Raw genomic sequence first — 24211 nt, forward strand, 5'->3', positions numbered from 1 at the left:
TCAACTACGGGAGGGGGTGGTTGTGTTCCGTCACCGGGCGGCACCGTTTGATTCCGAACAGGCGTGCGTAGCGGGGGCGGGCGGCGAACTCGGCGTACGACCAGACGACCGGCCGGCCGACCTCCCGGCACAGGTGCAGCACCCGGTCGGGGCCCAGATGCACCCCGATGTGCGCGGCGTAGCCGGGATCGCGGTCCGGGCGCGGGCCGGCGTCGAACAGGAGCAGGTCCAGCGGCGCGGGTTCGGCGACCCGCACGGTGGTGGTGTCGTCGGCCCACAACTCGGACGAGCGCAGTGGCGGGACGTGCAGGCCGTGATGGGCGAGGAAGGCGTACGCGTACAGCTGGCAGTTGGCACCGGCGCTCAGGTCACCGGGCGCGACGGCCTGCGGGTGTCGGGCGTAGACGTACGGGACGTCCCGGAAGCGGGGCGGGAGGGCGGACAGTGCCGGGGGGACGGGCGGTGACGGATGCTCAGGGGTGTCGGGCATGCTTGGGATCCAACCCGAGCGAGACCGCGAGTTCCACCAGCGTCATCGCGAACAGCACCGCGAACACCGCGGTGTAGTCGCCGGTCAGGTCGTGGATCGTGCCGAACACGATCTGCAGCGCGGCGGCGATCGGATAGCCGATCAGGAACGTCATCGCGGACAGCCGACCGGCCGCCGCCGGGCTCGGCGCGAAGCGGACGAGCATCACCAGCATCAACGGGAACGCCCCGCCGAGCGTCAGGCCGAGCAGCGCGATGGTGGGCCACGGCGCCAGATCCGGTGCGAACGCGAGCAGGCCCATGCCGACCACGGCCCCCGCGACGGTGACCGCGAACAACGGCCGGGGATCGGCGAAGCGGTCCGCGAGCAGCGGGATCACCAGGCCGGAGACGATCCCGGTGAGGCCGAACACGGACAGCAGCAGCCCCGCGCGCTCGGCACTCCAGCCCTGCTCCTCGTAGGCGGCGGGCACCCAGCCGACCACGCCGTAGTAGGCGGTGGTCTGCATGACCAGGAAGACGGCGAGGATCCAGGCCACGGGGCGTCGCCAGGGGGAGGCGTCGGGCGCCGCGGTGCGGGGTGCCGCAGTGCCGGGTGCGGGTGCGGGCGTCGGCTCGGTGTGCCGGGCCTCGGTCGCGTCGGTGGTGCCGGTGCCGGTGCCGGTGCGGCTCGGGTCGGTCCGTACCGGCTTGGTGCGTCGGATCACCGGGAGCCAGGCGAACAGGCCCAGCACCGCCGGGATCGCGACCACGCCGAGGGAGAGCTGCCACGACTCGAAGCCGTCGGACAACGGTACGGCGAGCGCGCTCGCACCCGCCGCCCCGACCCCGACCGCCGCGCTGTACAACCCGGTGACCGCCCCCGCATGCTCGGCGAAGTGCGTCTTGACCACACCCGGCAGCGCCGCGCCCAGGACCGCGATCCCGGCACCGGCGACCAGCGTGCCCAGGAAGAGCAACACGACCGAGGCCCCACCCAGCCGGATCAGCACCCCCACGAGCAGCACGACCACCGACGCGGCCACGGTGCGCTCGTACCCGTACCGAGCGGCCCCACGGTGCGCGAGCGGCGCGAACACCCCCATCGACACGACCGGAATAGCCGTCAACACCCCGGCGGCGGCCCCCGACAGCCCGAGATCGTCCCGAATCGAGGTAAGCAGCGGCGGCACATCGGTGATCGCCCCACGCAGATTGATCGCCACCAGGAACAGCGCGACCAACGTCAGGACGGCCCCGGGCGCTCGACCTGCTCGCTCGCTCGGCACCGACTCGGCGACAAGATCACGACGCACCTGCGCACGGGCTGACGGCATGGCTGTACTACCTCGTTCGTAAAGACGACAACGGCTCGCTCGCCGACCCCCGGCGGAGCGAACCGAAGCGGACCAACCGACCAACCATAGACATGGGCCGCTTGATTCCCGCCGGCCGGAGCCGTGCACGGCCGGAGGCGTGCACGGCTCGGACCTCGACCGCGGCTCCACCGGGCGTTACACGGCGTGCGCCAACCGTGCCCACCTGCGCAGATGCGCCATCGCCTAACGCCGTACGGTGAAGAACGTCAAGCCCTGCTGGTCCGAGTCCTGCGCCTGGCCGCTCGCCGCCACGATCGCGAGCTGGACGCCGACCTTCCTGATCCAATCGTCGTTCGGGATGACGGCCTTTCCGGAGAACGAGCCATCCGCAGCCGCGCGGAACTCGCCGAGCTGCGGATTCATCGGATCCTGGCAGATCACCTGCACGATTTTGCCCGGCTGGAACCCGGTGCCCGAGATCCGGATCGGAGTCCCCGGAGGACCCGAGTTCGGCTCGATGGTGATCTCGGTGTTGGCCGAGGTCGCGGCCGGCGTTTTGCCGTCGTCCTCGGTCACGCGCCCGACGAGCCACGCCACGGCGACGATCGCGGCCACGGCGACCGTGACCAGCATGACCAGTGTGAGAGGCCCCAACTGCTTGACGATGCTCTTGTTGTGGTGGGTGCGTGAACTGTTGTCCACGGTCATGTCGTGGCCGGACAGGTACGCCGAGGCGTGATCGTTCACCGAAGCGTGCATGTCCGACCGAGCGGGGTCCTCGCCCGGGGACGGCGGCGGTGGCTGCGTCATGACGAGGTCTTCTTGACCGTCATGTCGCGACCGGCCAGATAGGCCGCTCCGTGGCCGGAGACCTTGGCGCTCATCCGGATGTTGGTGATGCCGGCGCGAGCGGCGTCGGGCAGCAACGGAGTCAGCTCTTCATCGAGGACACGCTGCAACTCGGCCCGCAGCGACGGGTCCTCGGACAGCAGCCGCCTGAGCTTGCGCTGCCAGTCGCCGATCAGGGCCTCTTCGACGGAACCGTCCCCGACCGCACGCGCCTCGGTTACCTCGGTGCGGCAGTGCGCCAGTTCCGCCTCGATGGCCGGGACCTCCTCGGCACGGCGCTGCCGCCAGAACCCCACCACGGCCTGGCGTGCCTGCTCCCAGGTCTGCGTCGCCATAGCCCCGACCACTGCGGATGCCGCAGCAAGTGTCAACGGATCCACGCGATTTCCCCCTCGCGTCCGAAATGCCACCCTCAACGGTAGCCGGCAGCGGGGCGCTCCGCGCGCGTTTGCGACTATTCAGCGCCAAGCGTTCGGTTCGTTGACAAATCGCTCGACGTATCGCGGTCGCGGTGGAATCGGCGTCGTGAGGTCGTCCGCCGCGCGAGCGACAGGTGGAGACATTCGCGAAGCAATGGGCATCGGGCGCGCGGCAGTCGCGGCCGGCGGCCTCGCCGCGACGGTGGCCACCTGCTTGGCCACCGTCGCGGTACTCAGCCCCGGTTGCCTGCTGTGTGCGCGGTGAAGCGGGACCACGCGGTGGGCGAGACGACGAGGGCCTGGATGCGTACGTCCTTGGAGTCTCGGACATGGATCATTTCGGGGAGCACGGCGACCTCGACGCAGTTGTCGCCGGAGCTGCCGCTGTAGCTGCTCTTGGACCATGTCGACTCTGGGGTACTCATAGCGCTCCTCGCATCTCCTCCAACAGGCTCACCGTGGCATCGTGGCCGAGGGCCTGCGAGCGCAGCCTGCCATAGCGTTGGAGCATCGCGCTCACGTCTTTCGGACTTGTGATCAGAACGCTGGATTGTTGGCCCTCGGAGTATCCGACCCAGTTGTGCTCGGTGGTCTCGGCCAGATAAATGAGACCATCAATGCCCGCGTGGTCCTCCTGACGCAAAGGCATGACCTGAAGCTCCACGTTGCGCAGCTTGGTGTGTGCAAGGAGGTGGTCCAGCAGGGCACGAGTGACTCCCGCGCCTCCCAAGCGCCTTTCCAGCAGGGCTTGTTCGATGATGAAGCTGAACGCCGTGTTCGGTCGTTCGATCAGTAGGCGCTGTCGTTCGAGTCGAGCGACCACCTGCTGTTCGATTTGGTCTTCGGACAGCGGAGGCAGCCTACGCTCGAAGATGGTTCGGACATACGTCTCTGGTTGCAGTAGTCCTGGAACCGCCCGGCACTCGTATGTGCACAGCGATACCGCGTCCTCCTCGATCCCCGCCCACTGCCGGAACCACGACGCCAATCCCGCCTTGCGCGACAAGCTCTGCGCCGCGGCCTTCAGCACGCGCCCCGCGGTCGGTCCGAGCGCCGCTTCGGAGCGCGTCACCAAGTCCTTGGGCGGGAAGCGCTTGCCCTGCTCGATCTTGGCGACGTAGTGCCCCGAGTAGCCCACGAGTGGCGCGAACTCCTCTTGTGTCAGCCCGGCTTCGTCTCGAAGAGCCTTGAGAACCACCCCGAACGTCTTGAGACTGTCCGACAACTCGGGCTCACCGCACCTGCCGCCATTCTCCGCCGTCATCCCTGCCACCCTCCGTTCCCGAGCCCCGGCAACGGGGTTCATTGTCACGGTGGGTTACTCGCCCAGTCCATATGGTCAACCAGTACAGATCCGGTTGTACTGGCACAATCCCTGTTCTCGGCCCCGTCGAGCTGCGAACTCTGGGGGATGACCTTTCCACTGATGCAAGTCGGCGCCACCGCACGCGTGTTCACCCGGCGCTTCGCGGCGACCGGGAGCGGTGCGCGCCAGGCACGTCGTCTCGCCACGTACCAGCTGGCGACCTGGGGCATCCCGTACGGCAGCAGGGCATCCGAAACGGTGGCCCTGGTGGTCGGAGAACTCGCCGCGAACGCCGTGCTGCACGGTTGCGTTCCGGACACCGACTTCGCGCTACGACTTGCCTACGACAGCGCGACCGGCGTTGTGCGAGTCGAGGTCGCCGACGCCCACCCCGCCCGACCCGTGTGTGCACCTGCCACGACCGGAGACGCCGAGAGCGGTCGCGGCCTGCTCATCATCCACTCCGTCGCGACCTGTTGGGGAGTAGCCGAGCGACCAGGACCGGGCAAGATCGTCTTCGCGGAAATGAACACCCACGAAGAGGAAGCCCCCGAGCCCGGATGAGTCGACGGCCCGGCGACCTCGCAAGCGGTCGTCGGGCTGTTTGCCGCCGATTTCGCTGCCAAGCCGATTCCCTCGGTCATCGTGAAGGCGTCCCATGCGCCCGACCTCACCGTCGGCGCCGGGATCCGACCTTGGTCGCGGACCTGCGCAGCCGCTTGGCCAGCGCCTTGTCCCGAGTCCTCAGGTGTCGCCCCGCCGCTTCCAGGACGGCGCCGGTGGCCGGGTGGTCGCAGCGCCACAGGTCGTCGGCGATCTCATCGAGGAGGGGCAGCAGCGAGTCCCCCTCCTGGTCCAGGAACGTGGCCAGTGCCTCGTCGGCGACGCCGAGGGGACCCCACAGATGGTCCACGAGCCACCAGAGTTGCAGTTCCGTGCCGTGTCCTTCGGGAAGCTCGCCGCGGCCGGCCAGCGTGATCGCCGCGATCTGGGCGCAGCCGGGGACCTGGGAGGCCGCGGCTTTGCGTAGGACCCTGAGCGCTGTGGGCTCGTCGAGCTGCGCCAGCACCGCTGCCGCGCTCAGCCGGCGCAGGGCCGCGTCGGCGTCCAGTCCGGCGCAGGAGTCGATGAGTTGGACCGCGGCCGGGCCCTGACCCCGGTGGCTGATCCAGCCGGCGATCTCGGCGCGCGCGGCGTCCTCGTCGTAGTCGAGCAGGCCGTCCAACAGGGTCGGGGCGTCCGCGGTGGCCAGTTCGCCGATCAGCGGAGCGGGGACTCCCTCGGTGAGCAGGTACTCGCGCAGACCGTGGCGTCCCAGCGGGGTCAGCCTGAGCCGGATCCCGGGCAGGGCGAGGTCGATGCCGCCGGCGGTGACTCCTTGGAGACCGGGCACGTGCAAGCGGATGTGGTCGAACTCCCGATCCGTCTCCTCCTCCACCTCTGCCGCCCGGTACTCGGCGAGGACCACGGCCGCTTGGTCGAGGATCCGCCGGAGGAGCAGTTCGACCAATCCGGCTTCCTGTTCTGGGAGGCCGTCGTCAAGAGCGCTGTCGCGAAGAGCCTCGGCGAGCAGCGCGGTGTCCAGCCATTCGCCGTCGGAAACCTCGTACAGCGCCCGCAGCACCACGGCCGCCAGGCCGTGGCCGTAGCCGTCCTTGTCCTTGTCCTCGTCCTCCAGGCCGAGCGCGACCGACAACATCGGCGGCAGGCCGAGGCTTTCGAGGTCGTCCAGGATGTCGAGTTCGCCGTCGAGCGACCGGCTCCAGAACTCCACGACTCCTTCGTCCTCCGCCGTGGCGGGCAGATCGGGCCCGGGACGTGCGGTGCCTGCGCCGATCCGCAGCAGACCCGTGTACAGGGCAAGCTGCCAGGGGTCGTCCAGGCAGGGCAGGTCGCCGGAGCTGCGCAGGCGCCCGAGCCGCTTGTCGCGCTCTGCCGGCTGGAGTGCGCCCAGTTCGTCGTCCAGTGACCACAGTTCGAGTTCCTGGACGGCCCGGCGGCCGAGTGCGGGTTTGAGCACGTCCCGGGACGTGACGGCTCGTCCGCCCTCGCACCAGTGGGCAAGGCGGAGCGCGGCGTCGATCAGCGGCACCTGCCGTGCGGCGTCGGCGAGGTCCGCGAGCGGCGCCAGGGTGACCGGGCGCACCGGGGCGAACTCCACGTCGAGGTCCTCGTCGTCGTGGATCTCTCCGCAGGAGCAGCGCCGCCCGTCGAGGGTGTCCTTGGCCGACCCGGATGCCGGGGTGGCCTTGGGCCGCCTCGGCTCCAGGGCGGCCAGTTGCCGGTCCAGGGCCGTGCGGTCGAAGGCAGCGCGGTCGAAGGCAGCGGGATCGAATCCCCCCTCGCGCAGGGATTCGACCCGGTCCGTCCACGGCTCGGGAGCCGGTGCCGGGCGGTTCTCGACGGCGTCGAGTACGCCCTGTAGCGCCCAGGCGCCGCCGGTGTCCTCGGCGGAGGGCATGGCGCGGCGTCCACCGGTGCAGTGGACGCGCCGGCCGCCGGAGGACGCGGGGAGGATCTTCTCCAGGGTGATCAGGTGCCGCCAGTTGTCACCGAAGTCGTAGGTGTACTCCAACCGCCTTCCCACGAAGGGCAGAAGTTCGGCCACGGACGCGGATTCCTCGTCGAAGTCGCGGCTCGGGTCGCGGTCCAACGGTGCGTCGAAGTCGACGAAACCGACGTCGGAGTCGGGTTCGGCGAAGCAGTGCAGGTGGGAGTCGTCCCAGCCGAAGCAGACCTGGACGATGTCGTGCAGGGAGCCGAGCGAGGTGTCGGCGGGCAAGGTGATCCGGCGCCAGATCGGCGGACTGGTGTCTCGCAGTGCGATCTTGAGCTGGTAGGTGGGCACGGGCTCGGCGGTCACGGCGAAGGTTCCCTCGAAGCGGAGGCGGATTCCGGCACCGGAGTGGGGGCTGCGTCGAAAATGCACAGCAGCCGCAAGGCGATGCTGACGGCGTTATTTTCTCGCATTGCGCCGAGTGGGCGAAGTCGCATTTGACAGGTGCTGTCCACCTGTGTGGATAGCCTTGACCTGCCAAGGGTTCGCGCGGGTTCCGCGCCGTTCCGACCTATCTGCGGAGTGGGTGTGGTGGCGAAGATCTACCCGTCGGCGGAGGCCGTGAGCGTACGCCCGGCCGAATCCGGCGGGCCGGCCGCGTCCTGGGCGGCCCCTGCGTTCCGGGAGCAACTGCCCGTTCTGCTGTCCGAACTCGCCGCGGGCGAGGCGGTGTTTCTTCCCGCGGACCCGCCCCGGACGGGTCGGGTGGCCTTCTGGACATCCGGCGGCCAGCCGCCGGATCTCGGGGTGGAAGCCGAGCAACTCACCGTGGTGCGCCCGCGCGGCTCGTCCGTGAGCCGGGCCCGGGTGGGCGCCGTGCTGCTGCCGGTGGAGCAGGCGCTGCCGCTGCTGACCCGCTGCCGGGCGCTTGGTGTGCACGGCGGCGGGCGGGTGTCGGCCGGCACCGCGTTCTGGGGCACGGCGGCCCTGCACGGTCTGGACCTGGTGGCCCGGGGCCGGGTGCTGCCCGGGGTGTCACCGGAGGGCTTCGACGCGTGGCGGGTCGGCCCGCTGGACGTCGACGACCACGAGCGGCTGGGTGCCCTGGCCGCGGCCATGCCTCCCGAGGCCCGCGCGGTCGCGGTCCCCGGGCTTTCCCCGCTTGCCCTGCCGCCCGCCGAGCCGCTGCTACGGGCTTTCCTGGATGCTGTGGCCGATTCCCTCACGCGGCCTCCCGCTGCCCGCCAGGTGGCCGGCGGACCGGCGTTCGCGGTTCGCGCGCCGCAGTCCGTACCCCGGCAGCGTGTCTGGGCGGCGGAGGTCGCCGCCGGCCGCGACGCCGGTTTGGCGGTGTCGTTGCGGCTGGAACTGGGCCATGCGGACTCCTTCCGAGCCGTGGTCCAACTACGCAGCCTCAGCGATCCCACCGTGCTCGCCGACGCCGCGGACCTGTGGTCCGGCCGGGCCTTCGCCCCCGAGTTGTTCGGCCCACGGGCTCGGGTGGACACATTGCTGACGCTGCGCCGAGCGTCGCGCGGCTGGCCTCCGGCCGCGCGGCTGCTGGAGGCGGCCGCCCCGACCGGCCTGGAGCTGTCCGACGAGGAGGCCCGGGCCTTGCTGGGTGAGGCGGCCGAGAGCCTTGCCGCGGCCGGGGTCGCCGTGCACTGGCCCAAGGAGCTGGTCCGCGAGCTGACCGCCGCCGGGGTCCTGGAACCCGCCCGCCGCAAGGGGACACGGTCCTCGGCCGAGTCCTTCCTGTCCTCCGGCGGTCTGTCGGAGTTCCGCTGGCGGGTCGCGCTCGGAGACCGGGAACTCACCGAGGAGGAGCTGGAACGGCTGGTCCAGGCACACCGGCCGATCGTGCGGCTGCGCGACCAGTGGGTGGTCGTGGACCCGGAGTTGGTCCGCCGCCTGCGCCGGGCCGCGCAGTCCGGGGCACCGTCGCTGACCGCGATCGACGCGCTGGGCGCCGCGCTGACCGGCGACGTCGAGGTGGACGGCGAACGGGTGGCGGTCACCGCGAGCGGTGTACTGGAGGAGCTGCGGTCCCGGATCGCCGACCCCGAAGCCCGCGCCGCGCGCGAGCCTCAGGGACCCCCGAAGGCTCTGCTCGCGACCCTGCGCGACTACCAACTGCGCGGCCTGAACTGGCTGCACCGGATGACCTCGCTCGGCCTCGGCGGCTGCCTCGCCGACGACATGGGCCTGGGCAAGACCGTCACCCTCATCGCACTCCACCTGCGCCGCCAGGAACGAAAGGCCACCGCCGGCCCGACCCTGGTGGTCTGTCCCGCCTCTCTGCTCGGCAACTGGGAGCGCGAGATCCGGCGCTTCGCACCGGCCACCCCGGTACGCCGCTTCCACGGCCCCGGCCGCGACCTGGACGGGCTCGAGGCGGGAGCCGGGGGCGGCTTCGTCCTGACCACATACGGAACCATGCGCCGTGACGCCGAACGCCTCGCGGACCAGCCCTGGGGCCTGCTCGTCGCCGACGAGGCGCAGCACGTCAAGAACCCGTACGCGCACACCGCTCGGGCGCTGCGCGAGATCCCCTCGCGGGGTCGGGTCGCGCTGACCGGCACCCCGGTCGAGAACAACCTGTCCGAGCTGTGGGCACTGCTCGACTGGACCACCCCCGGCTTGCTCGGCACGCTCACCTCCTTCCGCGACCGCTACGCCAAGGCCGTCGAGGGCGATCGCGACGAGCAGGCCGCCAGGCGGTTGGCGGCGCTCGTTCGCCCTTTCCTGCTGCGCCGGCGCAAAGCCGATCCCGGCATCGCGCCCGAACTACCACCCAAGACCGAGACCGATCAGCCGGTGTCGCTGACGAAGGAACAGGTCTCGCTGTACGAGGCCCTGGTACGCGAGCTCATGGCCGAGATCGAGGGGAAACAGGGCATCACCCGACGCGGTTTGGTGCTGAAACTGCTCACCGGCCTCAAACAGGTCTGCAACCACCCCGCGCAGTTCCTGAAGGAGCCGGCCGGCGCGAAGCTGCCGGGCCGCTCCGGGAAACTGGAACTCCTGGACGAACTCCTGGACACCGTCCTGGCGGAGGAGGGATCGGTCCTGGTTTTCACCCAGTACGTGGCCATGGGCCGGCTGATCGAGCGGCACTTGGCGGATCGCGGTGTGGAGACCCTCTTCCTGCACGGAGGCACCACGGTCAAGCGCCGTGAGGAGATGGTCGACGCCTTTCAGAGCGGCGAGAAGAAGGTGTTTTTGCTGTCCCTCAAAGCCGCCGGGACCGGCCTGAATCTGACTCGGGCCGGACACGTCATCCACTACGACCGCTGGTGGAACCCGGCGGTGGAGGACCAGGCCACCGACCGCGCCTATCGGATCGGACAGACCCAGCCGGTGCAGGTGCACAAACTGATCGCCGAGGGGACCGTGGAGGACCGGGTCGCGGAGATGCTGCGGCAGAAGCGCGAACTGGCCGACTCGGTGCTGGACTCGGGCGAGGCGGCCTTCAGCGAACTCGGCGACGACGAACTGGCCGAACTGGTCGCGCTGCGAAGGACGGGACGATGACCGGGCATGCCGGGTCGGACCCGGAAACCACGCCGATGACGCTGCGAAGGACGCGACGATGACCAAGCGCATCCGGTCGGACCAGGAAGCCGTCCGCACCTTCGAGGCGTTTCCGCCCGCCAAGGGCAGCCGAGCGCCGTTCGCCGAGTCCTGGTGGGGCCGCGAATGGCTGCGCGCCCTGGAAGAGTCCTCCCTGGACCCCGGGCGCCTCCAGCGCGGCCGGACCTACGCGCGCGACGGTGCGGTGGATCGGGTCACCATCAACCGCGGCATGGCCGCCGCGCCGGTGCACGGTAGCCGCCGCACCCCGTACCGCTCCACGGTTCGGGTCGAGCAGCTGACGGACCGGCAGTGGGACCGACTGCTCGACATGATCGCCGAGCGAGCCGCCAACATCGCCGCACTGTTGGACGGCGAGATGCCCGCCGGGCTCGCCGACGATGCCGCGGCCGCAGGTGTCCCGTTGTTGCCCGGCCCCCGCGACCTCGATCCCGAGTGCAGTTGCCCCGACTGGGGTTACCCCTGCAAACACGCCGCTGCCCTTTGTTACCAGGTCGCCCGACTGCTCGACCGCGACCCCTTCGTGCTGTTGCTCCTGCGGGGGCGCGGCGAGCGGGAACTGATGGACGAGCTCGGCCGTCGCAACACCGCTCGCGCGGCGGCCGAATCTGCGGCCGACGCCGTAAGCGCGGGCCCGGCCGTATCTCCGGCCGCCCGGGCCGTCGATCGCGCCGATCTCGCCTTCGCCTCCCGCACCGAACTGCTGCCGCTGCCCGCGCCGCCGCCATTGCCCGCACGGCCCGGTCGAGGCCCCGCACTGGTGGACTCGGCGGTCCCGGAGCCCGGTGTCGACCCCGCCGCGCTCGAACTGCTCGCCGCCGACGCCGCGACGCGCGCCCATCACCTGCTGGCCGCAGCTCTCGGCGAGCGGCACGCCGACACCGCCCCACCCCTCCCGCTCACCGAATGGCAGGATGCCGTCCGCCTGGCGGCCGCCCACCCCACGCCGGAGGTCCTCACCCGGATCTCCTCGAACTGCGGCCGTACCCCCGGCGAACTCGCCCTCGCCACCCGCGCGTGGCGGCACGGCGGCGCGGCATCCCTGGAAGTGCTGGAAAACCACTGGACGCCACCCGCCACCCGCCTGGACCGCGACCGCGAGGCGCTGCGGGCGAACTGGCCCGACGGCAAGCCACCCCGACTCCACTCCCGGCGCAACCGCTGGACCGTCGAGGGCCGAGCCGCCCAACTCCGCCTGGGCCGGGACGGCCTGTGGTACCCGTACACCAAGGACCGAGGCACCTGGTGCCCCGCCGGCCCACCCGACGCCGACCCCGCCATCGTCCTGACCACCCTCCTCGACCTCTGACGCCGCCCTCGGACCGCGCGGGTCCTGGTCACGGCGGAGTTGCCCGGCGTGCGCGGATCATGCGTCCGGGGCGCCCGGCCGAGGGTGTCGCCCGGAGACTTGCCGCCCCACCAAAGGCGACGTACAGTTTCTTGTACTTAAGGAGGGTGGGCCATGAAGACCATGACGTACTCCGAGTCTCGCGCGCGCTATGCCGAGGTGCTCAACTCCGTCAACGACGACCGCGAAGAGGTTGTCATCACCCGAGCCGGACACGACCCGGTCGTCATCGTCTCCCTGGAGGACTACGAGTCCTTGAAGGAGACCGCCTACCTGTTGCGAAGCCCTGCGAACGCCCGGCGTCTGCTCGCCTCCATCGACGAGTTGGAGAACGGCGGCGGCACCGTACGCGAACTGACGGCCGACGAGTGAGGGTCGGCGGCGTATGAAGATCACGTTCTCTTCCCGCGCCTGGGAGGACTACCTGTGGTGGCAGCTTCAGGACCGGAAGGTCCTGAAGCGCATCAATACGCTCATCGCGGATATCTCCCGAACGGGCAACGAGGGGATCGGCAAACCCGAACCGCTCAAGCACGGGTTCCAGGGCTACTGGTCGCGCCGCATCAACGACGAGCACCGACTGATCTACAAGGCCACCGAGGACACGGTTCTGATCGCGCAGTGCCGCTACCACTACGAGAGCTGACCCGACCCGAGCGGATCAAGCTCATGGACGGCGTACGCGTCCAGGGGTCGTTGCTCGGTGACGACTCGGGGCGAGCTGTTTCGTGTGGTGGGTACGTGCGCGGCCCCGCACTTGGTGTGCGGGGCCGCGGGGGAGTCGGAGGGGCGGGTCAGCGGGCGTCCGGGATCCAGGAGCCGTGGATCATCGCGGGAACCCGGCGGGGGAGGTGGACGGTGGCGACCGGGGGCGCGGTCAGGTCGCGGGCATCGAGGACCAGGAGCCGGGAGCTGTCGGTGTTGAGGTCGCTGACGACGCTGAGGAGGTATCCGTGGTCCTCGGCGGCGGCGTGCGCGGCGGGGACGAAGACGGCCTCGCTGGGGAGTTGGCCGACGCCGATGGGGCGCAGCTGCCGGGCGCCGGTGGCGCGGTCGTACTTGACGAAGGTGTGGTTGCCGACGCCGTCGTCGTCCGGGAAGGCCAGTGCGTACTGGTAGCGGTGCGGGCGGCCGAGCAGGGTCTCGTTGATGGTCGGGAACTCGACGATCAGGTCGTCGGTCTGCTCCTCGCGTGCCACGCCCGCGGCCAGGTCGATCGTCCACCGGCGGCTACGGGAACCGGAGTTGGGCTCGGCACCACGACCCGGTGCGCCGACCCACCAGTTCCAGGAGCGCTGCCAGCCGGTGCGGTCGACGGTCGCGCCCTCGACGACGATGCGGCCCAGGGCGTCCTCGTACGCGTTGGCGAAGTGCATACCGAACCCGGCGCCGACGTCGAACCAGCGGATGTTCGCCGCGCCGCCGGGACCCATCGGCATGACGCCGACGCGGCAGGGCTGTGCGTCGCTCCAGCTGTACGGGATGCCGGAGTCCTCGGTGTGGTCGAAGGTGACCGATCCTTCGAGGAACACGACGTAGCGCTCGGTGATCGCGAAATCGTGCTTGAGCGCGGCGGACGCGCCCGGGACGTCCTGGCCGAGCGTCAGGTCGCCCTGCGGAGAGACCACGTAGTGGGTGAGGAACGGCGGGAACGGCGACGATGCGAAGAAGTGCAGTTCGCCGGTGGCCGGGTCCTCCTTGGGGTGCGCGGTCATGAAGGACTTCAGCTTGCCGCCGAAGTCGTAGGCGCCGACGGTATCCAGCTCGGGGGTGAGCTCGTACGGCAGCGCCGACTCGCACAGGGCGAGCAGCCGGCCACCGTGCTCGATGACGTGGGTTCCGGCGGTGCTGACGGTGTAGTCCGGGCCGTGCTCGGTCATGTACGGCGCGCCGTCCAGGGCCGGCGTGCGCACCCAGCGGTTGCGGTACCACTCGGCGCGGCCGTCGCGGAGCCGAATGCCGTGGACCATGCCGCTGCCCTTGAACCAGTGGCTGGGGATGACGCCGGGCTTGGGGTTGTGGCCGGCGCGGAGCAGGCTGCCGGTGAGCTCGGGCGGGAGGGTGCCTTCGACGGTCAGGTCGGTGGCGGTGATCTCGTCGGCGACGGGGGCGTAGTGGCCGGTGAGGTAGGGCTTGCGGGCGGCGGGCCGGCCTGCGGCGGTGGTGTTCATGTCGGGTTCCTTCCGGTCTGCGGTTCTCGGGTGTGCGGTTCTCGGGTCTGCGGGTCGGGCGAGGTGCGGGGGCGTGCTTCGGCCGAGGCGGAGTTCAGGGAGTCGGCCTGGTCCGCCGGGTGAGCAGGGGAGTCAGCAGGGCGCCGACGGCGGCGATGCCCGCGGAGACCAGGAAGGCGGTGCGGTAGCCGTCGGTGAGCGCGACCTCGTGGGGGACCGCCGATCCGGCGGCATCGGTGCGCGCGGTGGCGAGGGTGCCGAGTACGGCCAGGCCCAGCGCGCCGCCGATCTGCCGGGTGGTGTTGACCAGTCCGCCGGCCGACCCCGCGTCGGCGGTCGGGACTCCGGCGACGGCCGCGCCGGTGAGTTGGACGAAGGCGGCGCCGAGGCCGAGGCCGATGACGACGGTCGGGCCGAGGAGATCGGAGAGGAAGCCGCCGTCCGCCGATATCCGGGAGAGCCACAGGAAGCCGCCGGCGAGTGTGGCCATGCCGGCCGCGAGCACGGCGCCCGGCCCGTACCGCCGGGCGAGCCGTGGCGCGGCAGCCGCGCCGACCATGTTGGTCACGGCAAGCGGGAGTTGGGTGAGACCGGCCCGCAAGGGCGTGTATCCGAGGGCTTGTTGCTGGTAGAGCGGCAGGAAGAAGAACAGGCCCACCCACACGCCGCCCAGCAGCGTCATCACCAGGTTCGCCGGAGCGACCGCGCCGGACCCGAGCAGGCGCGGCGGCAACAGCGGTGCGCTGTGGCGCCGTTCCAGCACTGCGAACACGCCGAGCAGGGGAACGGCGACGGCGATCGCGGTCAGGACCCGGGGGTCGGTCCAGCCGTCGCGGCCTGCGGTGGTCAAGCCGTAGACGAGGGCGACCAGTGCCAGTGTCACCGTTGCGGTGCCGCCGAGGTCGAAGGAGCGGGTGCCGTGGTCCCCGGCCGGCTGCGTGCCCGGCAGCAGCCGGGCGGAGGTGGCCAGCACGGCGGCGCCGAGCACCGCGACCGACACGAACACCGCACGCCAGCCGAAGGCTTCGGTGAGCACGCCGCCCAGGAGGACGCCCGCGGCGCCGCCCGCCCCCGATACCGCGCCCCACACGCCGAGCGCCTTGCCGCGCGCCCGCCCCGGTGCGAAGGTCCGCATGACGAGCGCCAGCGCGGCCGGTGCGATCGTGGCGGCGCCCAGCCCCTGGACGGCCCGCGCGGCGATCAGCAACCACGGTGCGGTGGACGATGCCGCCGCGACCGACGCGGCGGTGAAGACGGCGAGCCCCGCGAGCAGGACCCGGCGCTGTCCCAACAGATCGGCGAGCCGCCCGCCGGGCAACAGCAGCGCGCCGAAGGCGAGGCCGTACGCGTTGACCACCCATGCCATCCCGTCCCCCGACAGGCCGATCCCGTCGCGGACCTGCGGCAGGGCGACGTTCACGATCGACGTGCTCAGCACCACCGCGAACTGCGCTGCCGCGAGGACGGCCAGCACCCGACCGGCCGGGCCGGCGGCCGGATCCGCTGCGGTGGAGGGCGGGTCCGCCGGTTGGGCGAGGGGTGCCGAGGACATGGGGGACTCCTGTTCCGAGGTCGTCTCGATGTGACGCCAGTGTGTGATCGATCAATCATTCTCGGCCGCCAAAAGAACGCCTCTGAGGGCCGCCCGCGAGCGCCGTGTCAGTCGCAGTGCTCCGCGCGCTGCTTGAGGTTGCGCAGCCAGTGATCGAGCGAGCCGTCGAGCGCCTGCTGCAGGAACTCCTTGTTCGCCTCGACGGGTTCGCCGGTCCAGGACTCCTCGGTGTGGACGCGCACGCCTTCCCTGGTCCTGGTGAACGTCCACACGTGGACCGCCGTGATGCCCTGGGCCGGCCCGCCCCACACGATGCGCCGCTTCGGGTCGACCTGCTCGACCGTGGACGTGATGTCCTCCAGGCCCTCGGTCGACCAGACCCACGACGATCCCGGACGCAGCGGCCCCGGCGTCCGCTTGACCACCGAACTTACGCCGGGTTGCCAGGTCGGCCATGCCTCGACGTCGGTCTGGATCCGCCACACCCGGTCCAGTGGCGCGTGGATGGTGATGTCGTCGCGGGTGATGACCGGTGCCTTCTCGTCGATGCCGATCGGGCTGTGTCCGCCGGGCGAGAAGGCGAGCGGGAGGGCGGTGGCGATGGCGATGGCGGCGGCGAACATGGGGGACTCCTCGGAAGTGGGGTGGATTGAGGTGCGGCGAAATCGCGGACTTAGATGAGTAATCAACCACTCACTAACTTGGCCCGAAAAGGCGACCGCAGGCGGTGGTGTGGTGCGACGTGGAGATGTGGCTCGGACGGGTCAGTAGTGCCGGATGCCGGCCGAGAGTGTGCGTGTCCACGGCGCCTCCACCTCGTCGGCGCCGATCGCCGACACCAGGTGGCACAACATCCCGCGGGCGAAGAACTGCTGGACCTGCGCGTCGTCGCCCCCGGAGGCGCCGCGCACGTACTCGACGAGCCGGGCATACCCGGTGCGCACCACATCGCGCACGGCGGGCTCGGAAGCCGCCGCGGCCTGGGCGTGGATCTGCACCAGGAGCAGGTCGTTGTCGGTGATCAGGCGGGCGTACGCCTCGCCCATGGCGGACAGCGCCGCCTCGGGCGAGCTGCCCTCGGCCGCCGCCGCGCCGCGCTCCAGGCTCTCCCGGACACGGAGGAAGCAGTACTCGACCACGGCGACGAACAGGCTCTCCTTGTTCGGGAAGAGCCGGAACACGTAGGCCTGCGAGATGCCCGCGGCCTTGCCCACCTCGGTGGTCGTTGTGCCGTAGTACCCCTTCGCCGCGAACGCTCCGATGGCGGTGCGCAGCACCGTCTCGCGGCGTTCGTCGGCGGTGGAGAGTGTTCGGCGCGTACCCGTCTTCATGTGAGTACTCAATCACTCACACTATTCGACGTCAACCCCCGCGTGCCGGTCAGTCGATGACGGCGATCGCCTCGACCTCGACCAGGTGCTCGGGGACGTCCAGCGCCGCGACGCCCAGCAGCGTGCCATGTTGCCCGCCTCCTTGTCCTGCGGGCCGCAGCCCGCGCCTACCGAATCGAGGCCCGATAGCTCTCCTTCGGTTACTAAGGAACCATAGGAGAGTGTGCGCTGACGTGGAAGAACGCACTTTTCGGTGAGAGAGGAACCAGAAGGTGACCAAGCAGTTCACGGCCCAATCGACGAGCCGGATCCGACTCGCGCGCACTTGCCGGCGCGGCGGCTCTTCTCCGATGTCGCCGACAAATGGGCTTTCTGCCATCTGCTCCAGGGCTACGCGGGGGATCGAGGAGATCCGGTCGCGCGCCGCCTCCTGAAGCCTGACGCAAAGGAGTACCCGGCGGCCGAACCGACCTGGGTCGGGTCCGCGACCCCGGGCGCGAAGGGCAAGAAGTCCGGTTTCTCGAAGAAGAAGCAGAAAGCCCCGCGCCCGCGTCGGCAAGGCGGCGGCCTGCTCGGGCCTCGGCGTGCTCGTCCTGGTGGAGCCGTGGCCGCTGTTACGCAAAAAAGAGACCCTTCCGGAAATTCCGGAAGGGTCTCCAATCCGAGTCGGGGTGGCGGGATTTGAACCCACGGCCTCTTCGTCCCGAATCATGCGCAGGCCGGTTGCTGGGGTCATCTGCGCAGGTCAGAGGTGGTGCCAGGTTCATTGACGGTCACTGCTGGAGGGTCTGGTTGCTGTACTTTGCTGCTGTACAGCAGGGCCTGCGCAGCACCGCTACGAGGTCAGGCTCTTGCGGCGTGCACGCATGTAGGTCCCGGCCGTGCCGCTTCCTCCCCAACGGCCAGTCGTGGGGATGTCCCACCCCTGCTGGTCTCGCATCTGGTTGGCGAAGGCGTCGAGGTCGTGGACGCTGCAGCCGCAGTCGCGGTGGGCGCGAATGGTGATGTAGGCGCCCACGGGTTTCTTCTCGGAGGGGTCGAGTTCCCATCGCGCCGTGTGTTCGTGATCGGTGAGTCCGGTGCGTTCTGGGTCGTGGATGAGGCCGTGGGCGCGGGCGTACTCGTCGAGGTCGTCGATGACGAAAGGTGGCTTGCCCACTCGCCGGGCCATGCTGTGATCAGCCGGGATTCTCCGCTTTGGGCACGCTCGTAGGTCCAGGGCCGTGCCGTGGGGCACCGTGCCGCTCTCGGATATCTCGATGTAGCGCAGGGTGTTGCGGGTGTACGGGAAATCCTGGCCCATGGCTGCCGCGCTGCGGGGTTCCATCCCGCTCCTCTGCTTTCTCTGGCCCCGGGGCGCTCGGCCACCCAGCGCCTCCGGAGATTCACCGTGCCTCGGAGCCACGGGCCCATCCTCCGGGTCCGGGCACGGACCGCCTGCGGTTCTCGGAGCAGACCCGCGTCATCGTTTAGGCGAGGGCGATCAGCAGGCGGGCAGGAGATCGCGGGCGGGTTCGGTGATCTGGAGCCATGCTTCGGGGGCGTGTTCGGTGTCCCGGTCGTTGTTGACCCGGATCCACTGGTTGCTCCGGCCACCGCGCCATCCGTCGATCGCGGGTCGGGTGTCGGGACACGTGGAGGGCAGGTCGGTGCCGGAGGCGATCGTGGCCATCGTCGCTTGATGAAGGTTCACGGCGACCCCGAGGCGGATCGGAACTGCGATGGGAGGGCGGCTTGGACGGCTGTGCATCGATCCCTCGGATGAAAGCATTACCTGCGGAACAGGAAGTGAAAGCGCTGTCAATTACTTCTGTTAGTGGCAGCAACTGTGTACAGTGGTCGACCACAGACCGCCAGCGACAGGACCCCCTCATGCCCCGGACGACTGCCCCGGCGCCCTTGGTGACCGCGGCCGAGATCTCCCGCTTTGCCGGGGTCACCCGTGCCACGGTGAGCAACTGGCGGCGACGGCACGCTGACTTCCCCCAGCCCGCCAGCGGGACGGACGCCAGCCCGCTGTACTCGTTGTCGGCCGTCGAGGCCTGGCTGGCCGCACGCGGCCAACTCCCCGCCACGTCCCCCGGCGACGAGCTCAGGACTCAGCTGCGCAAGCACCCCGTCGCTGGGACGATCTCGGTCCCGCTCACCGCACTGGTGCTCGCCGCAGTCCGCATGGGCGCCAAAGCCGTCGGCGAAATGCTGCTGCTACGCGACGCGAGCCTGCCGCGCCAAGCTTGGGACGCCGTCAGTGAACACGCCTCCGGCGTACCGGGGGTACCGGCGGCGCGTGCCTTCGGCGCCGACGACGTGCCTGTGCTGAGGGCCCTGCTGACCTGCACGCAGGAAGCCGACGCGACTACGGCAGTCGAGGCGATCGCGGAAGGCATCGGGCACGACAGCGGTGTTCGCGGCGCCTACACCACCCCGCAACCATTGGCGTCGCTCATGGCCGATTTGGTCGCAGCGAGGGACGGCAGCGCTCCACACAGCGTGCTGGATCCGGCCTGTGGGTCCGGCCGCCTGCTGTTGGCCGCAGCGGCCGGCACACAACGCGGGCCCGGTTCGCGACTGCAGACCAGGGCCTACGGCCAGGACCTCGTGACCGGGATAGCGGCCATTGCGGCGGTACGGCTCGGTGTGCTCGCCCCGAACGCCGCGACCGAGGTCCGCGACGGCGACAGCCTGCGCCACGACGCCTTCGCGGGCTTGGAGGTTGAAGCGGTCGTGTGCAACCCGCCGTTCGCTGACCGCGACTGGGGTCATGAGGAACTGGTCTACGACGGACGCTGGGCGTACGGCGTGCCGCCGCGAGCCGAACCCGAACTTGCTTGGATTCAACACTGTTTGGCTCACCTGGAGCCGGAAGGCCGAGCAGCCGTATTGCTGCCTCCAGCGGCTGCGGAACGGACGTCCGGGCGCCGGATCCGCGCGGAACTCGTACGTCGGGGAGCACTATGCGCAGTGATCGCTTTGCCCTCCGGGATAGCGCAGCCGTTCCACGTCGGCCTGCACGTGTGGGTTCTGCAACGGCCCGTGGACGAGCGAGCCGGAAGTGCACCGGTGCTCTTCGTCGACACTGCGTCGGGCGGACTGGACCGCGAGATGGACTTGTCTGCGGTTCGCAAGACGGCCACCCGGCACTGGCGGGAGTTCCGGGCCGCTCCTGAGGATTTCGTGGGCGAACCGAGCGCGGCGCGCGCCGTCCCCGTTGTCGACCTGCTCGACGATGCCACGGACCTCACCCCGGCCCGCCACGTGCGGGTGGGAACAGGCGATGTCGCACCCGAGCAACTCGCCGTCCGGGCTCGGGAGGTCAGTACCGGACTGGCCAAGGCAGTCGGCGAGTTCGCCGCATTGGCCAAGGTAGGCGATTGGCCACCTGTGGGTGACGAGCGCCGGGTGTGGCGTACCGCGACCGTCGCCGACTTGGCGGGCGGCGGAGCGCTCGCGGTACACCGCGGGGGGACAACGAGGGCGGTACCAAAACGCGACACGTCGACGACTGGTTCTGCCACCGCTGAAGAGGCCATGCTGACTAGCGCGGACGTCACCAACCAGCGCGCCCCATCGGGCGTGGTCGACGACGAGCGCTCCGGCAAGTCGCTGGAGATTCGGGCAGGCGACGTAATCATGCACGAGCACCTGCACCCAAGAAGCACCATCGCGCGGGTGGCGGATGAGCAAGACGAGGGTGCTCTCCTCGGCCCGAGCCTGTGGCTAATCCGCCCCGACCCGGAACGGCTGGACCCGTGGTTCCTGGCGGGCTTCCTCACGGCCGAGGAAAATGTCCACGGCGTCGCCACCGGCAGCACCATCCTCCGTGTCGACGCCCGCCGTCTGCGCGTTCCGCTGCTCCCGCTACGCGAACAACGCGAATATGGACAAGCATTCCGACGCTTGCAGGACCTACGAGCGACGGCGACACGCGCTGCGGCGCTGGCCGACGAGACTGCGGGACAGCTGGGGGTCGGACTCACCAGCGGAGCACTCCTCCCGCCGCACGGCAGAACCGGCGGCAATCGCTGACACGGTCCGCTATGGACCGCCGCACCCGAATACTTCACGTGCCGAATGACCGAGCAGAACAGGTGGACTGAACCTCTTGAACAGCAGTAAGCACACCCAGCTCGCCAACCACGCCTGGTCGGTCGCCGACCTGCTGCGGGGCGACTATAAGCAGGCCGACTACGGAAAAGTGATCCTTCCGTTCACGGTGCTGCGGCGGCTTGAGTGCGTCTTGGAGCCGACACGCGACAAGGTGATTGCCCGTGCTGCGGACTTCGCGGGGCAGGAGATCGACACCGACCGCTTCCTGCGCAGAGCATCCGGACACGCGTTCTATAACACGAGCGAGTACACGCTCAAGAAGATCGCCAACGACGCCGAGCACGCGGCGACCTACCTCGCCCAGTATGTGGCGGCGTTCTCGCCGAACGCGCGCGAGGTTCTGGAGAAGTACGAGTTCGCCCAGCAGATCAAGAGGCTCGACGCTGCGAACCTGCTGTACCTCATCGTCGGGAAGTTCGCCGACCTGGACATGCACCCCGAAGAGGTCTCCAACCACCAGATGGGGTACGTCTTCGAGGAGCTGATCCGGCGTTTTGCGGAGCAGTCGAACGAGACGGCGGGTGAGCACTTCACGCCGCGCGAGGTCATCGAGCTGATGGTCAACCTGCTGGTCGCACCGGACGCGGATGTGCTGAGCATTCCGGGGACGGTGCGCACGGTGCTCGACCCGGCGTGCGGCACAGGCGGCATGCTGAGTGCGGCCGAGGAACACATCACGGCGTACAACAAGGACGCCAGGGTCGAGGTGTTCGGGCAGGAGCTCAACCCGGAGTCGTGGGCGATCTGCCGGTCGGACTTGATGATCAAGGAGCAGAACCCGGACAACATCAAGTTCGGGAACTCGTTCTCGGACGACGGGCATGCTCGCAAGCAGTTCGACTACCTGCTCGCCAATCCGCCGTTCGGGGTGGAGTGGAAGAAGGTGCAGTCCGAGGTCATCAGGGAACACGAAACGCTCGGCGAAAGTGGCCGCTTCGGTGCTGGCCTGCCACGTATCAACGACGGGTCGCTGCTTTTCTTGCAGCACATGATCTCGAAGATGAAGCCGGTGAACCCGGACGGTACGGGCGGTAGCCGCATCGCCATCGTCTTTAATGGCTCGCCGTTGTTCACAGGCGCGGCGGAATCGGGCGAGTCGAACATCCGGCGGTGGATCCTGGAGAACGACTGGCTGGAGGCCGTGGTGGCTCTCCCGGACCAACTGTTCTACAACACGGGCATCTCGACGTATTTCTGGATCCTGACCAACCGTAAGGCGCCCGACCACAAGGGCAAGGTTGTGCTGCTCGACGCGCGCGATTACTGGGAGAAGATGCGCAAGTCGTTGGGCGACAAACGCAAGAAGCTCAGCGATCAGCACATCAAGGAAATCACGCGGCTCTACGGCGAGGCCATCGCGGTGGCAGCTGTCCCGGAGCACCCACTACACGGGAAGGTCAAGGTCCTCCGCAACGAGGACTTCGGGTACCGGCGGATCACAGTCGAGCGACCGCTGAAGCTGCGGTTCGAGGTGACGGAAGAGACGCTCGCCAAGTTGGCCAACTCGAAGCCGGTCCAGAAGGCGACGGACGCGGAGAAGTTCGCAGAGGCATTGCGCCCACTGGTGGGCGAGCAGTGGTCAACGAAGTTGGCGGCGTTCCTGGCACTGAAGGACGCCGTGGTGGCGGTCGGCATGGCTTGGCCGTCGGGCGCACCATTCGGTAAGGCGCTGCGCGAGATGGTGGGTGTCCGGGATCCGGAGGGCGAGACCCAGGTGCTCAAGGGGGCCACTGAGCCGGATCCGGAACTGCGCGACTACGAGAACGTGGCGCTGGATGAGGACGTGGAGGAGTACCTCAAGCGTGAGGTCCTGCCACATTTCCCAGATGCGTGGATCGACCACTCGAAGACGAAGATTGGCTACGAGATCCCAGCGACGAGGCACTTCTACGTGTACGAGCCACCACGGCCCCTGGCAGAGATCGACGCGGAGCTGAAGGCAGTAGAGGCGGAGATCCAGGCGTTGTTGGGTGAGGTGACCGAGTGACAGCCACCGAATTTCCCATCCCTCAGGGTTGGCAGGTCTCGCGCCTGGACCGTGTCGCGACAGTCAATGCCCGAATTGGCTGGAAGGCCTTGACAGCGCAGGAATATCAGGAAGACGGCTACGCATTTCTCGCGACTCCAAATATTAAGAACCCAGAGATCGACTACGACAATGTCAATTTTATTTCCGAATTCCGATATGAGGAGTCTCCGGAGCTCAAACTCCAACCAGGCGACATCGTGCTCGCTAAAGACGGCAATACACTCGGCATCGTCAATATTGTTCGGCGTTTGCCCCGACCGGCAACCGTAAACGGATCTATTGCCGTAATCAGAAGCCATGCCGTGCACCCGAACTATCTTCACTATGTAATCGCAGGCAGCAAGATCCAGGGCCATATCGGTTCCGCCAAGGACGGTATGGGGGTCCCGCACCTCTTCCAGTGGGATATCAAGCGCCTTCCGATTGTCCTTCCCCCAAACGATGAGCAAGAACGAATTTCCAAATTCCTCGACTTCGAAGTCGGAAAAATTGACTCGCTGATCTCCAAAAAACGCAAGCTAGTCTCCTTGTTGGACGAGCGAATCGAAGCCAGAATTCTTGGGTATATCGGGGAAAGCAGGATCACCCATGCGGCGACCGGAGCGCAAGTGCAGCCGATCCGCCGATTTATGACTAAGGTCGCACGTCCTCCGAGGGCTGGCCAACCCGTGATCACCGCTTTTAGGGACGGTCAGGTCACCTCACGCGACTTGCGTCGGGCAGAGGGTTACACATTGTCAGCCAGTGCGGAAGCGCAGGGGCAGTATGTTTGCGACGGCGACGTAGTCGTCCATGGGCTCGATGGCTTCGCTGGTGCCATCGGCACTGCCGAGGTTTCTGGCAACTGCAGCCCGGTTTACCATGTTTGTGTGCCTGCACGCGGCGGCGATGCGCTCTTCTACGGGCGGCTGCTACGGGTCCTCGCTGTAACGAACTACCTGGGACTCTTTGCTACCAGCACTCGCGAACGGGCTGTCGATTTCCGCAACTGGGACCTCTTCGGCCGGATTCCTGTCCCCGTCGTGCCGACAGACGAGCAACGCTCCATCGGAAACGGGATTCGCGCGATGCGCCCGTTGAAAGCCGCCATCGAGCGCTCAAACGTGCTTGCCCTAGAGCGCCGTCAAGCCCTCATCACCGCTGCTGTCACCGGCCAGTTCGACGTTTCCACAGCTTCCGGCCGTGGGGTAACGGAGTAGCCCGTGAGTCCTTACGATGAAT

Annotated in this window: 21 protein-coding genes and 1 pseudogene; 8 read left to right on the top strand and 14 right to left on the bottom strand. The window is 69.0% G+C overall.

All coding sequences use genetic code 11. From position 1 onward, the window contains the following. Positions 1-4 precede the first annotated feature (4 nt). The 6 genes from ACZOOI_RS15275 to ACZOOI_RS15300 form a co-directional block, all read right to left on the bottom strand. The gene (locus tag ACZOOI_RS15275) at positions 5-490 is read right to left on the bottom strand and encodes a cell wall hydrolase (RefSeq protein WP_465276389.1); all 486 of its coding nucleotides are present in this window, start codon (positions 488-490) and stop codon (positions 5-7) included. Then, a complete protein-coding gene (locus tag ACZOOI_RS15280; RefSeq protein WP_465276390.1) occupies positions 474-1805 on the bottom strand; it encodes an MFS transporter in 1332 nt (443 codons plus the stop codon). Before ACZOOI_RS15280 ends, ACZOOI_RS15275 begins: the two co-directional genes overlap by 17 nt. A 225-nt stretch (positions 1806-2030) precedes the next feature. Further along, a complete protein-coding gene (locus tag ACZOOI_RS15285; protein ID WP_465276391.1) occupies positions 2031-2597 on the bottom strand; it encodes a hypothetical protein in 567 nt (188 codons plus the stop codon). Further along, positions 2594-2971, bottom strand: a complete 378-nt coding sequence (locus ACZOOI_RS15290) for a hypothetical protein (RefSeq protein WP_465276392.1) — start codon at positions 2969-2971, stop codon at positions 2594-2596. The genes ACZOOI_RS15285 and ACZOOI_RS15290 overlap by 4 nt, the downstream gene beginning before the upstream one ends. A 317-nt stretch (positions 2972-3288) precedes the next feature. After that, a complete protein-coding gene (locus ACZOOI_RS15295; RefSeq protein ID WP_391586331.1) occupies positions 3289-3480 on the bottom strand; it encodes a DUF397 domain-containing protein in 192 nt (63 codons plus the stop codon). Further along, positions 3477-4319 carry a helix-turn-helix domain-containing protein gene (locus ACZOOI_RS15300; protein WP_465276393.1) on the bottom strand — a complete coding sequence of 281 codons (843 nt, stop codon included), beginning with the start codon at positions 4317-4319 and terminating at the stop codon, positions 3477-3479. Before ACZOOI_RS15300 ends, ACZOOI_RS15295 begins: the two co-directional genes overlap by 4 nt. Before the next feature lie 162 nt (positions 4320-4481). Here ACZOOI_RS15300 and ACZOOI_RS15305 point away from each other — a divergent pair, with 162 nt between their 5' ends. After that, positions 4482-4925: an ATP-binding protein gene (locus ACZOOI_RS15305; RefSeq protein WP_465276394.1), complete on the top strand. Its 444-nt coding sequence runs from the start codon at positions 4482-4484 to the stop codon at positions 4923-4925. A gap of 106 nt (positions 4926-5031) precedes the next feature. Here ACZOOI_RS15305 and ACZOOI_RS15310 read toward each other — a convergent pair whose 3' ends face one another. Further along, the gene (locus ACZOOI_RS15310; RefSeq protein WP_465276395.1) at positions 5032-7224 is read right to left on the bottom strand and encodes a plasmid pRiA4b ORF-3 family protein; all 2193 of its coding nucleotides are present in this window, start codon (positions 7222-7224) and stop codon (positions 5032-5034) included. A gap of 216 nt (positions 7225-7440) precedes the next feature. Here ACZOOI_RS15310 and ACZOOI_RS15315 point away from each other — a divergent pair, with 216 nt between their 5' ends. The 4 genes from ACZOOI_RS15315 to ACZOOI_RS15330 all read left to right on the top strand — a co-directional run bounded on the left by ACZOOI_RS15315 (position 7441) and on the right by ACZOOI_RS15330 (position 12446). Continuing rightward, positions 7441-10392, top strand: a complete 2952-nt coding sequence (locus tag ACZOOI_RS15315) for a DEAD/DEAH box helicase (protein WP_465276396.1) — start codon at positions 7441-7443, stop codon at positions 10390-10392. Positions 10393-10450: 58 nt separating this feature from the next. Then, entirely contained in the window at positions 10451-11761 is a 1311-nt protein-coding gene (locus tag ACZOOI_RS15320; protein WP_465276397.1) for an SWIM zinc finger family protein, read from the top strand. 153 nt (positions 11762-11914) lie between these two features. Further along, positions 11915-12172, top strand: coding sequence for a type II toxin-antitoxin system Phd/YefM family antitoxin (locus ACZOOI_RS15325; protein ID WP_395866628.1), 258 nt, complete (start codon positions 11915-11917; stop codon positions 12170-12172). Positions 12173-12185: 13 nt separating this feature from the next. Next, positions 12186-12446, top strand: a complete 261-nt coding sequence (locus ACZOOI_RS15330; RefSeq protein WP_395866630.1) for a Txe/YoeB family addiction module toxin — start codon at positions 12186-12188, stop codon at positions 12444-12446. A gap of 148 nt (positions 12447-12594) precedes the next feature. On the opposite strand, the gene ACZOOI_RS15335 is transcribed toward ACZOOI_RS15330, so the two are convergent. From ACZOOI_RS15335 to ACZOOI_RS15365, 7 genes and pseudogenes are all read right to left on the bottom strand, one after another. Continuing rightward, positions 12595-13971, bottom strand: a complete 1377-nt coding sequence (locus tag ACZOOI_RS15335; RefSeq protein WP_465276398.1) for a carotenoid oxygenase family protein — start codon at positions 13969-13971, stop codon at positions 12595-12597. A 94-nt stretch (positions 13972-14065) separates the two neighbouring features. Beyond that, complete coding sequence (locus tag ACZOOI_RS15340; protein WP_465276399.1) at positions 14066-15523, bottom strand: MFS transporter; 1458 nt, start codon at positions 15521-15523, stop codon at positions 14066-14068. A 107-nt stretch (positions 15524-15630) separates the two neighbouring features. Further along, positions 15631-16146: an SRPBCC family protein gene (locus ACZOOI_RS15345; protein ID WP_465276400.1), complete on the bottom strand. Its 516-nt coding sequence runs from the start codon at positions 16144-16146 to the stop codon at positions 15631-15633. 141 nt (positions 16147-16287) lie between these two features. After that, the gene (locus tag ACZOOI_RS15350) at positions 16288-16854 is read right to left on the bottom strand and encodes a TetR/AcrR family transcriptional regulator (RefSeq protein ID WP_465276401.1); all 567 of its coding nucleotides are present in this window, start codon (positions 16852-16854) and stop codon (positions 16288-16290) included. 49 nt (positions 16855-16903) lie between these two features. Further along, a pseudogene (locus ACZOOI_RS15355) lies at positions 16904-16981 on the bottom strand (RidA family protein); the annotation flags it as partial. Positions 16982-17689: 708 nt separating this feature from the next. Next, a complete protein-coding gene (locus tag ACZOOI_RS15360; protein WP_465276402.1) occupies positions 17690-18181 on the bottom strand; it encodes a hypothetical protein in 492 nt (163 codons plus the stop codon). A gap of 156 nt (positions 18182-18337) precedes the next feature. Continuing rightward, the gene (locus tag ACZOOI_RS15365) at positions 18338-18526 is read right to left on the bottom strand and encodes a hypothetical protein (protein ID WP_465276403.1); all 189 of its coding nucleotides are present in this window, start codon (positions 18524-18526) and stop codon (positions 18338-18340) included. A gap of 230 nt (positions 18527-18756) precedes the next feature. Here ACZOOI_RS15365 and ACZOOI_RS15370 point away from each other — a divergent pair, with 230 nt between their 5' ends. The 3 genes from ACZOOI_RS15370 (at position 18757) to ACZOOI_RS15380 (ending at position 24189) form a co-directional block, all read left to right on the top strand. Then, the gene (locus ACZOOI_RS15370; protein WP_465276404.1) at positions 18757-20880 is read left to right on the top strand and encodes an N-6 DNA methylase; all 2124 of its coding nucleotides are present in this window, start codon (positions 18757-18759) and stop codon (positions 20878-20880) included. A 76-nt stretch (positions 20881-20956) separates the two neighbouring features. After that, entirely contained in the window at positions 20957-22948 is a 1992-nt protein-coding gene (locus ACZOOI_RS15375) for a type I restriction-modification system subunit M (RefSeq protein WP_465276405.1), read from the top strand. Further along, positions 22945-24189 (top strand): restriction endonuclease subunit S, encoded by a 1245-nt coding sequence (locus tag ACZOOI_RS15380; RefSeq protein WP_465276406.1) that lies wholly within the window; start codon positions 22945-22947, stop codon positions 24187-24189. Before ACZOOI_RS15375 ends, ACZOOI_RS15380 begins: the two co-directional genes overlap by 4 nt. Positions 24190-24211 lie beyond the last annotated feature (22 nt).

It is taken from the genome of Embleya sp. L77 (assembly GCF_055557415.1).